This window comes from Pedobacter humicola (genome assembly GCF_056490705.1).
On record NZ_JBWJIG010000008.1, the window covers coordinates 211,032 to 224,315 of the forward strand.

Below are 13,284 nucleotides of genomic sequence, written 5' to 3' on the forward strand. Positions count from 1 at the left end.
CAGGGTTGTAAAACCCGTGTCGTGCCTTTCATTGAAGATAACAGGGTGTCATCTTATAATAAAGTAATGTTTTGTGAAGACCTGATTTTTACATTCGGAATACGCCCAGCATCCTCCTATCAAGAGTAATCGTTCACTAATGAGGTCAATCTTTTCATAACTAATTTTAAAATGTCAGGAGAAGTGCTTCTCCCAACATTTATTTTATTACTTTAGTGCTTCAGCACCGGCAGTGGCCACTTCGTGATCCTGGTCAACAGTCCCACCTGAAACTCCGATGGCACCGATTATCTGACCGGTTTCATCTTTCAAAACCACGCCACCCGGAAATGTGATCAAGCCGCCATTTGAATGTTCAATATTGTATAAAGGCTGTCCGGGTTGCGAAAGCTTTCCAATTTCACCCGAATTCATATCAAAAAACCTGGCAGTCTTGGCTTTTTTAATGGAAATATCTATTGATCCCAGCCACGCATTGTCCATTCGGTGAAATGCTTTTAAATTGGCACCTTCATCCACAACAGCAATGTTCATGGGTACGCCAATTTCTTTCGCTTTGGCTTTGGCTGCCGAAGATAATTTTTCTACGATTTCTAATGTTAAGCTCATATTTTTAATCTTGATTAAATGTATTTGATTAACATCGCTAAAAGTATTATTGTTCTGGTACACAAAGTTTTTTGTTATTCCCTATCAGAATATCCGATAGCAGCATTACCAGAAAGGTATCAAGCGTTAATGACCGGTAAAAATTTAACATACAGCCATTTTATGATTAAAATCAGCCCGACTGTTATATTATTTTGTGTTCCACTTAAATAATCTTATTCCGATACCGGCAAATAACAGAGCATAGCCGATAGATATAAGTACTGCGGTACTGGTAGCAGAAGACCATGTTTGAGGAGCCATACTGGTAGCCAGCATCATTTTCACGGCACCATAGGGAGAGTAATGTATATATATTTTGACCTGTTCTCCAAGGGTACCCAATTCGCCGAACATGCCCACCATAATGAAGATAAAATACACCATCCGGGTAGTGGCATTAACAGTTTCAGGATTTTTGATCAGGCCAACGATCAGCTGACCTAGTGACAGATAAACCGCGCCGCCCAAAAAAGCCACAAAAAACGTGATTACATAGCCTCCAATGGTTAAGGTAACACCATCATACGTTTTACCGATAATAAAGATCAGTAAAGTGAGCAGTATAATCATAAAGAGCTGTATTGCCAGTCTGCTGGCCATGATAGCCCAGGTGGGCACCGGCGCAACCCTTAGCCGTTGGAATATCCCTTTATCCCTGTCTCTGGCTATCGTAATGGAATATCCCATCAACCCTATTGCCATTAAACCAAATGTAATGGCAGATGAGAGCGCATAAGCGCCCCCTAATTTAGGGATAAGCGGTTTCCATGATATTAAAATAATGACCGGCACAAGAAGCGCCAGAATAGCGGAGCGGCGGTTAGCCCTTAGCACAGCAAAATCCGCCTTTAGTAATGCCATCAAGGCTGTAGTCGTTTTAGGAATTGATACCGACATCTGAAAAGTTTTAGGCGCGCACTTCGCGGCCGGTTAATGCAATAAACACGTCTTCCAAAGTAATTTTTCCACGGCGGGAAACAGCAATAACCTCTGGGTCATTACCGTGTTTGTTTATCAGCGCCTGAGGTTCATCAATACTAATAATTTTACCGTGGTCAACAATAGCGATGCGGTCGCATATGGCTTCAGCTTCCTCCATTGAATGGGTAGTCAATAAAACAGCATGCCCACTTTTACGGATCGCCTCGATACGTTCCCACAATTGCCTGCGCGACTGCGGGTCGAGCCCTGTAGTTGGTTCATCCAGCATCACCAGGCGTGGATTGTGTATGGTGGATATGATCAGCGACAAGCGTTGCTGCTGCCCGCCGGATAGTTGGGCAAACCTTCTATGAGCAGCATCTTCCAGCTGGATTTCCTTTAAAACCCGGGCTATCCCATTTTTGTCCAACGGCACACCATATATACCCGAAAACAGCTGTAGTATCTGAACCACGTTCAGCTCAGGCTGAAAGGTGGTTGACTGTAACTGTACACCCATGGCCGCACGGGCATGCAGGGGATCCTGATTAACATTGTAACCATCTACAATGATCTTACCTGAAGAAAACCTCACCAGGCCCTCAATTGCACTCAATGTACTGGTTTTGCCAGCGCCGTTAGGACCAAGCAGGCCGAAAATTTCTCCAGGCAAAACGCTAAAGCTAATGTTTTTCACCGCCTCGAAGTCCCCATAGCTAACGGAAAGATTTTCAACATTTAAAAGGCATTGACTGATGTCCATATCTCAAAGATATAAATTTAGGTGTTATTCGATAATCTTGTTCTTAAAAAGCCCAAATATTCAGATCCGGCCTATGTATCCGGCCAGTTTTGTGGGTCTCGACTTCTCCTGTACAGTAAATAATGATCTCAAATCATTCTTCTATTGAAAAAAATGCAACAGTTTTTTGACTGACAGTTACGCCATATGTTCCCTCAAAGAAGAAGCCGTGTAAGAATCTTTTATTTTTAAAAGTGCTTTTACCGTGCCTGTAAATAAAACGTTTCCTCCATATTTCCCGGCTCCCGGTCCAATATCGATAATCCAGTCGGCCTGGGCAATAATGTCCATATTATGTTCTATTACAATTAAGGTATTGCCTTTATCCACCAGATCATTGAAAAAGGAAAGTAGTTTTTGGGTATCACTTGGGTGTAACCCGGTGCTGGGCTCGTCTAAAATGAGTATCTTGTTGGTATGATTAAGCTCTTTAACCAGCTTCAAACGCTGTCTTTCTCCACCCGAAAAGGTATCCAACCGCTGTCCCAGGGTCAAATAATCTAACCCCAGTTTAATCAAAACACCCAGATCTTTAAACTCTTCATCTTTAAAGAAAACATCCGCTTCCACAACAGTCATCTCCATTACTTCCGAGATATTTTTTTTGTGATATGTATATCTTAAAACCTTTGGATCAAAGCCAGTACCCCTACATACCTCGCAGGGTTGCTCAATATCGTCCATAAAAGCCAGGTCAATTTTTTCGACGCCTAAACCCTTGCAGTTTTGGCATGCACCTCCACTGTTTCTGCTAAAAAGTTTATCCGGAACATCATTAGCAATAGAAAAAAGTTTTCGCACCCTATCGGATAAATGTAGATAGGTCAATAAACTTGATCTTGCACTGGCAGTAAACATAGATTGATCGATAATAGTCACATTGTGACAAAAAGTGGGCAATACCCGATTAATCAATGTACTCTTACCAGAGCCTGCAACCCCTGTAATAACCGTCATAATACCTGTTGGCACCTTTACATTGATATTTTTAAGGTTGAATAGGTCCGCATTCTTGATTTCAATATATCCACTGGCATTGCGCGGTGCCTGGTTAAGTTCTGGTTTTTTCGAGAAATAAAGACCTGTTTTTCCTTTTGACTGTTTAATACCATCAAAACTACCTTCATAAACGATTTCACCGCCGTTTTTTCCCGAACCAGGACCCATATCAATAACCCAGTCTGATATTTTGATCAGATCGGGATCGTGTTCTACAAGGAGTACGGTATTGCCTTTATCCCTAAGTTGCCTTATGATTGATGCGATATTGTCAAGGTCTTTGGGATGCAGTCCAATGCTGGGCTCATCAAAAATGTAAAGCAGATCAACCAGGCTATTGCCCAGATTCTTTACCATTTTGATCCTTTGTGACTCGCCGCCCGATAGCGTATCTGTTCTTCTATTCAGCGTAAGATATTGCAGGCCAATATTGATAATGTTCTGTAGTTTTTTGGAGAGTTCGTCCAAAATAGCCCCAAATGGTTTTGATTGTAACGCTTTGATAAAAACCAATAATTCATCAACAGGGAGCGCCGTGCAATCTGCGATATTTTTACCGTTGATCTTGCAGGATAATATCTTTTTGTTCAGCCGTTGTCCATAGCAAGAGTTACAGGTCTTAGTGGTAATCACATTCTTCAGCGCATCCGCCCGGATCAGGTTTTCCTTTGAGTTTTTTTTAAGAAATGCTTTTTCAATCCTTGGCACAAGCCCCTCGTACTTCATTGTTTTTCCCCATTTTTCGGAGGCATTTTTAGGCTTATGCGCAGATTTATAAAGCAAATTTTCCCATTCATCATCTGTAAAATCCCTTAATTTTTTATCGTTGTCGAAATATCCCGAATAAACATATCTTGTCCAACGCCAGCCACCGGGCTGAAAAGTAGGGAGTTTTATAGCTCCCTCATTCAACGACCTGTTTTTATCTATTAAAGCATCGATCTTAACCGTCTGCACAAATCCAAGGCCTTCACAGGTTGGGCACATGCCCTGGGGATTGTTAAATGAAAATACATTGGAATAGCCAACAAAAGGTACGCCCATTCTGGAAAAGAGCAGGCGAAGAGATGCATATACATCAGTTGCCGTGCCAACTATGGATCTTGCGTTGCCTCCCAGTCTCTTTTGGTTAATGATAATAGGCACATTCAGGTTTTCAATTTTGTCAATATCAGGAATTCCGTAATGCTGTAAACGGTTTCTGACGAAACTGTTCTGCGTTTCGTTAATCTGGCGTTGCGCCTCAGCGCCAATGGTTTCAAATACAAGGGAAGATTTACCAGAACCGGAAACACCGGTAAACACGGTAATTTTATTTTTAGGGATTTCCAGTGATATGCCCTTAAGATTATTCTGTCTTGCATTAGTGACGATTATCTTTTTCATCGACTTTTACTCCTTTTTTAATGAATAAACAAGTTAGATATTTTTGATCAAGCTATAATTATTCCTGAGGTATTGGTTGAAAATTTCAAGGTACCAAATTTACCCCTACTAAAACAAAACCTTCAACAATACAAGCAATCCTGCCGTCAAAGCACTTAAAAAATTTACCACATCATTCCCGATCAAGCCCTTCCTTTCCAGCAATGCCCCCAATACAGAATCCGTCAGATTACCTGCTGCACCCGCAAAAACAATAAAAAGAAAGCCCATATTCCATCCAAATCCTAAGCCATAGAATACAGCAATAACACAACTGCCCGCAATTCCGATCAGCGTTCCTTCCAAACTGATCACCCCATCCATTCCGCATCGGTCAGGTTTAAACGTTATGATATTAAAAAAACGCCTACCGTAAACCATGCCCAGCTCCGAAGATAACGTATCGGCCGTAGCCGAAGCAAAAGCAGCAGCCATCACCAATAACATCAAATCGCGTAGCTCAGGAAAAAACACAAGCACCAAACCAGCAATTGCCGGAACACCGGCATTGGCTAAAACCTGCAGCGAAGTACGTCCTTTTTTAGTTTCCTCAACAGGCTCAAATGCCCGCTTTTTATGTCCTTGCCATGAAGTCGCAACAGACCCCAAAATAAAAAATGTAGTCATCATTGCAACACCAGTATAACCCGCAGCTAGGTAAATGATACACGCTACTGCCCCACCAGTAAAAGCAGCCGGAACGGTCAGCTTTTTCGCCAGTATGGCATAGGCCATCCCCGCAAAAATGATCAGGGGCAAAAAGATACTGCTATTGGACATGTTGAGAAAGAAATTCATTACCGGATATTACAATCCAAATTTATATTTTTTTCCTGCATTAAAATATTCAGCCGGTAGTGCCAACTCGCGTACAACAATTGACCATACTAATTACCTAAGCCAGCAGAACCAAAAAAATAATAATTATTACCTACAACAATATGATTATAAAATACCTAAAAAAATAAGACTGTGATAATTTCACCATCCAGAGCAAATTACAAATACAAAATACGGGTAGCTAAAATTCAAATCGCTGAGGTATGGAAAATCATTAAAGTTTAGCGAACTTGCTAGAGGATTTTTCAAGATGACTATGTCAGATTCACTAATCAACATATTTATACAAAAAAATGAAGATCAACATTTATGAAACTTTTGTTATTCGGCCTACTATTTATTTTTAATGTGATCATAAGCCCTGCCCTCTTTGCTCAGGAGCTATACAGCATTTCAGGAACAGTAATGGATGATGACAACAAACCTTTACAAGGTGCCACAGTATTTATCAGTGGTGCTCAGAAAATTACAGCAACAGACGCCACAGGCCATTTTTCATTTGCGGAGATGCAGGCCGGGAACTATATTATTTCCACAAAAATGCTTGGATATAACAGCCCATCCCTGGCCATGACTTTACACGATAAGTCTGTTAGCGTGTTGATCAAACTACAGATAAAATCCATCACCCTCGATGAAGTTAACATCACAACGGATAAGAACCGAGCGCGTTACCTCAGTATATTTAAAGCGCAGTTCTTGGGAAAATCAGCAGATAAAAAATGTTTTATCGTCAATCCGGAAGTGATCTCCTTAAATGGCAAGGAAACCAATCCCAATAATCTGACATTGAAAGCGGAAGCTGACGAGTTAATCATCATTGAAAATAACCTATTGGGCTACAGGATAAAATACCTCCTACGTTCGTTTGAATACAGCACAAAAAGCCGTATCACTTCCTTTGACGGCGACAGCAGTTTTGAAGAAATGGAAGGCACTACAGAACAGCAAAAAATTTGGGAGCAAAATAGGTTGAATGCATATTTAGGTTCTTCCATGCATTTTTTAAGATCAGTATATGCAAATACGCTGCTGGAGGAAGGCTTTGTTGCAAATCAGATGGTCAAGAGCAGCAATATATTCGACCCGAAAGCCTACATGATCCCCACTCCGGTGAAACTAAGCAAATTTGTCAGCAAGTTGGATAGTTCCTTTGTATCCTACAAATTTAATGCGCTGAATATTAGCTATAACCCAGACAAAGCCATACGATTGAAAAAACAGTTACCAGAAACAGCTGAAATAGATCTGAAGATATTAAATGACAAAATGCCCAACGAGATCGGGTTCCCGGCCGTTGATGCAAGCGGAAAAAATTCTCAGTTATTATTGTATTTAAAAGAAGCGCTGATTGATGAAAGAGGAAGTGTATATACAGGTTACAAAACCTTTCTAATCAGGGGCTATTGGTCTGAAAAACGCCTGGCAGACCAACTGCCTTTTGAATATTTGCCACCAGACATCAAAAAATAGCTTCCTGATCATTTTTACGATATCGAAAAAATAACACTACTCTTTTTGCGCGAACCGATAGATAGGCATTTTCCGTTTGACCGTAGTTACTTTTATTCCGTAGTGTTTAAGCGACATGGTCAGAGTCGACAAGTTATCGTATTTAATGGTCATCGAAAACTTTTTACTGAGAACAGCATCGTTCTGGACAACTACAACTTTTTTAGCCTTTTCCTGGATCAGTCTTACCAAATTGGAAAAATCATCGTGTTCAATTGCTGCATAGCTGTCTGAATAAGAAGATCGTGATATGTGGGCCAGAGAATCGGAAGCATATTTCTCCAATAAAGCCCGGTTTTCAACCTCTAGCGCGATAGCGTCCACAACACTATCCTTAACCACATACTTCAGGTTTAGCTGATGCAGGATGGTATCGAGTACATTCTTTTTATCATTCTTCAATGCACTCTTGTAACAATAAGAAATACACGATTCCTGCATTTTTTTCGGTATCACGATCTGGGTAGGGCTAACATCTAAAAGTGTAGAAATTCTTGGGACAAGACGATATCCTATAACTACCTCTTTGTAAGGAAACTTTTTGCTTCCTCCTCTTAACCTGACAGAACCAAGAGGTTTTGTAGTAACTGGACCCATGCTAAAATATTCCTGTATGCCCGCATCCTCAAAATAAACGGTATAGCGGTCATCAAGTTCATTATATAATTTATCTACATCATCTGATTGGGATTTCTCCTGTTTTTTTTCAGTGCCTACCTGTGTTCCAGCCAGAATATTTTTGATGATTTCACTATTGAGGGATCCTGAATGACCGAACCATCGGATTTTATTTTTGTTATCAATAATTACACAAAAAGGGATAGTACTCGCCTTAAAGCTGTAGGATGTCTGCCTGCTTGTGTCGGTAACGACAATAGCGCCAAAGGGAATACGTTTTAGTAAAGGCATCACTTTCGACACCTTTTCATCCGTCAGGGCTAAAAACACTAGATTGGGGTTTGACTTATGTTCCTTAACCATCTGATTGAAATGGGGAACGGTTTCCAGGCAGGGTGCACACCAGGTAGCCCAAAAATCTATCACAATAAATTTGCCCGCCAGTGCTCTGGATTTCGGTACATTTTTCAGCCAGTTGGTAATCACTATTTGAGGGGCATCTTGTCCAACCTTAAGCTGCGCGTGGACACTAAAATTTGTTAGAAGGATTAACACTATTACTGAAAGATATTTCTTAAGCATATTTAATCGATGTTGTTTAATTCTATATGAATAACGGGAGAATAGTACCCATTTCTGTCTACTGATGGATAGATGCCCGATTAGTTCCTTTCTTTAAAGTGATATACGGGCATTTTCTTTTTAAGGACTACTACTTTTATTCCGTAAGATGCCAACGATTGAATTAAATCTTCCTCACGATCAATTTTGACCGTTATTGACATTTTATCCTCAAAAATATGATCCTGTTTAAAAAAAACAGGTCTTTGAAATTTATCTTCAACTAATTTCACCAACTTATCAAATTTTTCGTGATCAATGCCAATATAACTTTTTGACCACGAGCTATGTCCAACCTCTGCAGTTGACAATCCAGACGCCGTGAACTTGCGCAACAGTTCTTTATCTGAAACTTCAAACTGAAAAACCTCTATTAAACTGTCGGTAACAACGGGTTTCAGATTGAGTTCATCGAGAATTACGCCAGACACCTGCTTCGTAGCAGTTTTTTTTTCACTTTTATAACAATAAGAAATGTAGGATTTGGAAAACTTTTCTGGTAAAATAATCTGGCTTTCTGAAACATCAAAAAGCGCAGCCAAACGATGGGCAAGACCATTACTGATAATCATCTCGTTATACGACGAGTTACTCTTGTTTAAAAAAGAAGAAGGGTTGCGGCTGAACATCGATAGTGTCATGCTAAAATATTCTTTAAGATCCTTATCATTAATGTAAGTGGCGTATTTTGTTGTTAGTGAAGAGTACAATTCATCTACTTCTTTTGCAACCATCAATGCTTTTTTCTCAGGAGATAGTGGCACAGGTTTTTCCTCGATGATTGCCTGAACCATCTCATTACTTAATTCGCCAGGATTACCTACCCACCTTACAATCCCGGTGTCATCTATCATCACGCACAAGGGAATAAACTTGACTTTAAAATCATCAAAGGTCTGCCTGGAAATGTCGGTGACTACAGCAGCCGAAAACTGAACTCTTTTTAACAGCCAGTTTACTTTCTCTTCCTTTTCGTCGGTCATTGCCAGAAACACCAGATTTTTATTCGTAATATTTTTTGCAACTAAATTATTGATATGTGGCACAGTTTCCAGGCAGGGTGCACACCAGGTAGCCCAAAAATCTATCACAATAAACTTATTCTTTAAATCTTTTATTTCAGGAACATTTTTAATCCATGAGGTAATCTGAATATGGGGTGCCTGTTCGCCAACCCTAACCTGAGATCGACCAATAAATGGAAAAAGAAATACAAAAGCTAAAAAAAATACATACCTGAGCATATCCGGCATTTTAAGGAATGGAAAATAAAAAAATTCAGCAAAATTACATCGTGCTGCATTCTGCACAATCTTCAAAACCAGGATATCTCCAAATCAAACAGACTTATGATTAAGTTTACTTGCCATTTAATCATAAACTCCTATAGATTCAACACCAGTAATAAAGAGGGTACCAACAATAAACTTAAGCAATAAAACCCATAGCACAAATAATAACGCTCTAACGAAAACCAATCCTCCACAAATTTGTATTAGGATAAGTTAAAACAGAAAACATGGAAAAATTACTTCTTTCAGAAAACGTAAAACGGTTTATAGATTACGCTATTGATACGGTTAAAACGATGGATGGTGCGCCAGAACACAGTGAACAGGAAAAAGCAGTTGTAACTGATAGGATTTCAAAACTTAAAGTTTATCTGAACGATGTAGAGCTGGCTTATCTGGAAAATGCCCCGGAGCGTAATTCCTTAACTATCGATCCTGAATATATTGCAGAAACAGGGCATAGTTAATTTCCAATTGCCTTTTAGAAATTAATTTTTTAATCTTTATGAACGCTTAAGTTTGCCCTTATGAAATATATGTTGATGATGGCTTCGTTATTCTTGATACCCCACCATGCCCAATCACAAGTGGAACCGGTGCGGACAGGTTGGCATCCTTTTACTATCCAATGGATCAGTTTCAACAAAAATACCCCTGGAAAGGTAAATATCAAACCTGTAGGCAAAGACGAGTACAGTATCGAAGGAGCGCAAAGGGATCCGAATACCCTGGAGTATGTAACGATAAAAGGCACTTTCCTTAATCAGGGGCGTACGCTTAAATTCAATGGAAAAATTGTGTCCAAAATCGATTCCAACAATAACGGACAGCCCTGCGAACTCACTGGTCTTTTCATTTTTAAGGCCAGCGGGGTAAGAAAATATTGGCGGCTGCAGCAGATGCTCAATTGCGATGGCGAAACCACCGATTACATCGACATCTTTTTTTAACATTCAAAAATGGCATATTAGCTGACCTAAAACCCACCCTTTTTTATCTGATAATGGCCATTGGTAAAAGACAGAACTTTTACCAATGGCCATATTTACTTTAGGTTACTTAAAGGGAACCCGATTACCATCATAAAACTATTTACAATTTTGATCATTCAAATGGTTCCAAATGCCGCTCATCACTCCAGGTGCATTTACGGCATCATTGTAAACATTTACAATGACATCACCGCAGGTAAGATGGAAAATATACGCGGTTGTTTTTCTTCTTGAGGTTATATCTCCTCCAGCAGTTTTACCGGCCGGTGCCTTTTCGAATAACGGTTTCTGTGGCTTGCCCATTGAAGTTAGAGTACTAAAACCCATTACGGTGCATACCAATACAATAAATAAACGTTTCATATTTTTCTGATTTACTGGTTAAAAATTATGTTTTTCAAAGGACAGATGGCCACTGTTTTCACCAGTGAATTTCAGGAGAAAAAGACCAGGGAAAAACAACTAACCCACATTCGGTGGATTTCAGCTGATATCCGTTGGGAAAAGAGGAAAATCTGCAATACATGAATGCGGTTCAACATCCGTTTGGTTTGTCCGCAGAATCAGCGGATATGGATTCAAACCTGCCGAATATCGAAACAGCCTTCTCCATTTCCCTGGGGATCGATATATTTAGGCCTGAAAGTTACCTTTGCTTATTTAACAGATTTTACCGCTCATGAATATCCTTTACAGACACGCTTATTTTTTAGCCGTTCTACTGTCCGTACTGTACCTGGCAGGCTGTAATGAAAACTCCCCAAAGCCAGTTACAAAGGCGACCAAACATATCGCTACAAAAACACCGGAAGCGTATATATCAATGATTATTTCGCTCGATACATTAGCCCCTACAGCTTTTAGCAGTGCAGTGCTTAAGTACGACAGTCTCCTTTCTTTAGACAACGGCAAAGAAAAAAATCCATTCTACCATTACTTTAGGGCAAGAAAATTTATTCTGGAAAAGAAAAGAGATAGCGCACTCTCGGAATATGGTCGCATGAAGGCCTTAAAAAGCGGTGATGAAACCGATCTGTTAAAATATCAGGCTATCTATACCCGGATGCTGGGCAATGGCTCCATGGTTGAGGCACCATTGATGAACAAAATTTTCGCAGGGTTAAAAACCTGTGAGCATGTTGGCAGCCGCCTCACTTACCGCTACTATGACCTGGTGGCACAGGCCTATTTCCAAAATCACAACAACGAAAAATCACTCGAATATTCTGCTAAATATTTTCAGGCCCACCCCTTTAAAAACCACACGGTAATCAAACAGCGCTACTTTGACATCTCATTTTTGCTGGCCTCACGCCTCGAAAACTATAAAAAAATGGCCTATTATAACCAACAGGCCCGCACGCTGGCCAGAAGCATTGGCGACAGTCTTGCCCTTGCGCGTACCTACGACAATCAGGCACAGGTTTATAGCATGAAAGGCCTGAACGCCAAGGCACTGGAATGTAGCCGGATATATTTCGGTTACCTCAAAAAAACCAATAACCTAAACGACATCGCCTATAATAATCTTGCTACAGCATTTTCCAGAAACGGCCAGGCAGATTCTGCAATCTTCTACTACAAGGCCGGTATTGCCATGGAACAAAAGGATCCTTCCGGAAAAAGAAAAACAGTTCCTTATGAGGGACTCATAGAGGCCTACAAGCTTAAAGGTGATTATAAGTCTGCATTGCTGGCAGCTGATTCACTTTACACGATAGAAACGAGGAACAACCGGGCGATAGAAGCGGGCAATATTGCGTTGATGCATGAGAAGTACGCGGTGGAGAAAAAGGACCGGAGCATCAAAGAGCTCAATGGGCGCAACCAGCTCAACGAGCAGATCATTAAACAGCAGCGCTGGTCTTTTTTTCTTTTGCTGATCATTTTTTTAGCTGCTGTTTCCATGTTTATAGTGATCTACCGTCAGCTTCGTTTAAGAGACAGGAACAAACTGCTTGCATCCGAAAATCAACGTTTACAGATGGAGCAGAAATTATTGCAGGCGCAGCTCAACCCCCACTTCATATTTAATGCCATTGCCAATCTTCAGGGGCTGATTTCTGCCGGCGACACCGCAGCATCTGTGCGCTACTTGCGGGCCTTCTCAATCCTGCTAAGGGCAATACTTGAGCAAAACCGGAAGGATTTCATCGACATCGAAGAGGAGATTAGTACCCTTGAAAATTACCTTCAGCTTCAGCAGATGCGCTATAGCGGAGCATTCGCTTATACCATTATGGTTGACGATGAGCTGGACAGTCATCAAACCCTGATCCCACCTATGCTGATACAGCCCTTCGTTGAAAATGCAATTGAACATGGATTTAGAAACATCAGTTACAAAGGCAAATTACAGATCTCATTTCAGCTTAGCGATGAAATGCTGATGATTATTATCGAAGACAATGGAAGTGGATTGGACGCAAAACCTCTAAATAAGCCTAAAAAACAATCGCTCTCCCAAACGATTATTTCTGAAAGATTTGAAGTGCTCTTTGGAAACTATACAAAAAAAGCACATTTTAAACTTTTAGATAAAAAAGGAATATCAGAAACCGGGGTACGTGTTGAAATACACATTCCAATGATCAACGAATAAAAAAATAGA

12 protein-coding genes are annotated in these 13,284 nt (G+C 40.3%); 4 read left to right on the forward strand and 8 right to left on the reverse strand.

Annotated elements, in window-relative coordinates:
* Positions 1-207: 207 nt before the first annotated feature.
* From AC04Q1_RS14605 to AC04Q1_RS14625, 5 genes are all read right to left on the reverse strand, one after another.
* Positions 208-609 carry a GlcG/HbpS family heme-binding protein gene (locus tag AC04Q1_RS14605; RefSeq protein ID WP_478365327.1) on the reverse strand — a complete coding sequence of 134 codons (402 nt, stop codon included), beginning with the start codon at positions 607-609 and terminating at the stop codon, positions 208-210.
* 189 nt (positions 610-798) lie between these two features.
* Positions 799-1,548 (reverse strand): ABC transporter permease, encoded by a 750-nt coding sequence (locus AC04Q1_RS14610; protein ID WP_478365328.1) that lies wholly within the window; start codon positions 1,546-1,548, stop codon positions 799-801.
* A 10-nt stretch (positions 1,549-1,558) separates the two neighbouring features.
* Positions 1,559-2,269: an ABC transporter ATP-binding protein gene (locus tag AC04Q1_RS14615; protein WP_478365329.1), complete on the reverse strand. Its 711-nt coding sequence runs from the start codon at positions 2,267-2,269 to the stop codon at positions 1,559-1,561.
* A gap of 243 nt (positions 2,270-2,512) precedes the next feature.
* Positions 2,513-4,759 (reverse strand): ATP-binding cassette domain-containing protein, encoded by a 2,247-nt coding sequence (locus tag AC04Q1_RS14620; RefSeq protein ID WP_478365330.1) that lies wholly within the window; start codon positions 4,757-4,759, stop codon positions 2,513-2,515.
* A 108-nt stretch (positions 4,760-4,867) separates the two neighbouring features.
* Positions 4,868-5,596 carry a DUF92 domain-containing protein gene (locus tag AC04Q1_RS14625; RefSeq protein WP_478365331.1) on the reverse strand — a complete coding sequence of 243 codons (729 nt, stop codon included), beginning with the start codon at positions 5,594-5,596 and terminating at the stop codon, positions 4,868-4,870.
* Positions 5,597-5,947: 351 nt separating this feature from the next.
* On the opposite strand from AC04Q1_RS14625, the gene AC04Q1_RS14630 reads away from it, so the two are divergent.
* A complete protein-coding gene (locus AC04Q1_RS14630) occupies positions 5,948-7,111 on the forward strand; it encodes a carboxypeptidase-like regulatory domain-containing protein (RefSeq protein WP_478365332.1) in 1,164 nt (387 codons plus the stop codon).
* Positions 7,112-7,147: 36 nt separating this feature from the next.
* Here the strand turns inward: AC04Q1_RS14630 and AC04Q1_RS14635 are convergent, their stop codons facing one another.
* Both AC04Q1_RS14635 and AC04Q1_RS14640 read right to left on the reverse strand, forming a co-directional pair.
* Positions 7,148-8,350: a TlpA family protein disulfide reductase gene (locus AC04Q1_RS14635; RefSeq protein ID WP_478365333.1), complete on the reverse strand. Its 1,203-nt coding sequence runs from the start codon at positions 8,348-8,350 to the stop codon at positions 7,148-7,150.
* 80 nt (positions 8,351-8,430) lie between these two features.
* Positions 8,431-9,633 (reverse strand): TlpA family protein disulfide reductase, encoded by a 1,203-nt coding sequence (locus AC04Q1_RS14640; RefSeq protein ID WP_478365334.1) that lies wholly within the window; start codon positions 9,631-9,633, stop codon positions 8,431-8,433.
* Positions 9,634-9,908: 275 nt separating this feature from the next.
* Between AC04Q1_RS14640 and AC04Q1_RS14645 the strand changes: the two genes are divergently transcribed.
* Positions 9,909-10,148, forward strand: a complete 240-nt coding sequence (locus AC04Q1_RS14645) for a hypothetical protein (RefSeq protein WP_478365335.1) — start codon at positions 9,909-9,911, stop codon at positions 10,146-10,148.
* Positions 10,149-10,208: 60 nt separating this feature from the next.
* On the forward strand, positions 10,209-10,631 hold the full coding sequence (locus AC04Q1_RS14650) for a hypothetical protein (RefSeq protein ID WP_478365336.1): 423 nt from the start codon (positions 10,209-10,211) through the stop codon (positions 10,629-10,631).
* Positions 10,632-10,769: 138 nt separating this feature from the next.
* Here AC04Q1_RS14650 and AC04Q1_RS14655 read toward each other — a convergent pair whose 3' ends face one another.
* A complete protein-coding gene (locus AC04Q1_RS14655) occupies positions 10,770-11,036 on the reverse strand; it encodes a hypothetical protein (protein WP_478365337.1) in 267 nt (88 codons plus the stop codon).
* Between the two features lie 316 nt (positions 11,037-11,352).
* On the opposite strand from AC04Q1_RS14655, the gene AC04Q1_RS14660 reads away from it, so the two are divergent.
* Entirely contained in the window at positions 11,353-13,275 is a 1,923-nt protein-coding gene (locus tag AC04Q1_RS14660; RefSeq protein ID WP_478365338.1) for a histidine kinase, read from the forward strand.
* Positions 13,276-13,284 lie beyond the last annotated feature (9 nt).

What these genes read in the sequence shown, in the direction of transcription:
- AC04Q1_RS14610 (WP_478365328.1), bottom strand. Translation starts at nt 1,548, where the DNA reads ATGTCGGTATCAATTCCTAAAACGACTACAGCCTTGATGGCATTACTA.
- AC04Q1_RS14630 (WP_478365332.1), top strand. Translation starts at nt 5,948, where the DNA reads ATGAAACTTTTGTTATTCGGCCTACTATTTATTTTTAATGTGATCATA.
- AC04Q1_RS14640 (WP_478365334.1), bottom strand. Translation starts at nt 9,633, where the DNA reads ATGCTCAGGTATGTATTTTTTTTAGCTTTTGTATTTCTTTTTCCATTT.
- AC04Q1_RS14605 (WP_478365327.1), bottom strand. Translation starts at nt 609, where the DNA reads ATGAGCTTAACATTAGAAATCGTAGAAAAATTATCTTCGGCAGCCAAA.
- AC04Q1_RS14625 (WP_478365331.1), bottom strand. Translation starts at nt 5,596, where the DNA reads ATGAATTTCTTTCTCAACATGTCCAATAGCAGTATCTTTTTGCCCCTG.
- AC04Q1_RS14645 (WP_478365335.1), top strand. Translation starts at nt 9,909, where the DNA reads ATGGAAAAATTACTTCTTTCAGAAAACGTAAAACGGTTTATAGATTAC.
- AC04Q1_RS14655 (WP_478365337.1), bottom strand. Translation starts at nt 11,036, where the DNA reads ATGAAACGTTTATTTATTGTATTGGTATGCACCGTAATGGGTTTTAGT.
- AC04Q1_RS14620 (WP_478365330.1), bottom strand. Translation starts at nt 4,759, where the DNA reads ATGAAAAAGATAATCGTCACTAATGCAAGACAGAATAATCTTAAGGGC.
- AC04Q1_RS14650 (WP_478365336.1), top strand. Translation starts at nt 10,209, where the DNA reads ATGAAATATATGTTGATGATGGCTTCGTTATTCTTGATACCCCACCAT.
- AC04Q1_RS14660 (WP_478365338.1), top strand. Translation starts at nt 11,353, where the DNA reads ATGAATATCCTTTACAGACACGCTTATTTTTTAGCCGTTCTACTGTCC.
- AC04Q1_RS14635 (WP_478365333.1), bottom strand. Translation starts at nt 8,350, where the DNA reads ATGCTTAAGAAATATCTTTCAGTAATAGTGTTAATCCTTCTAACAAAT.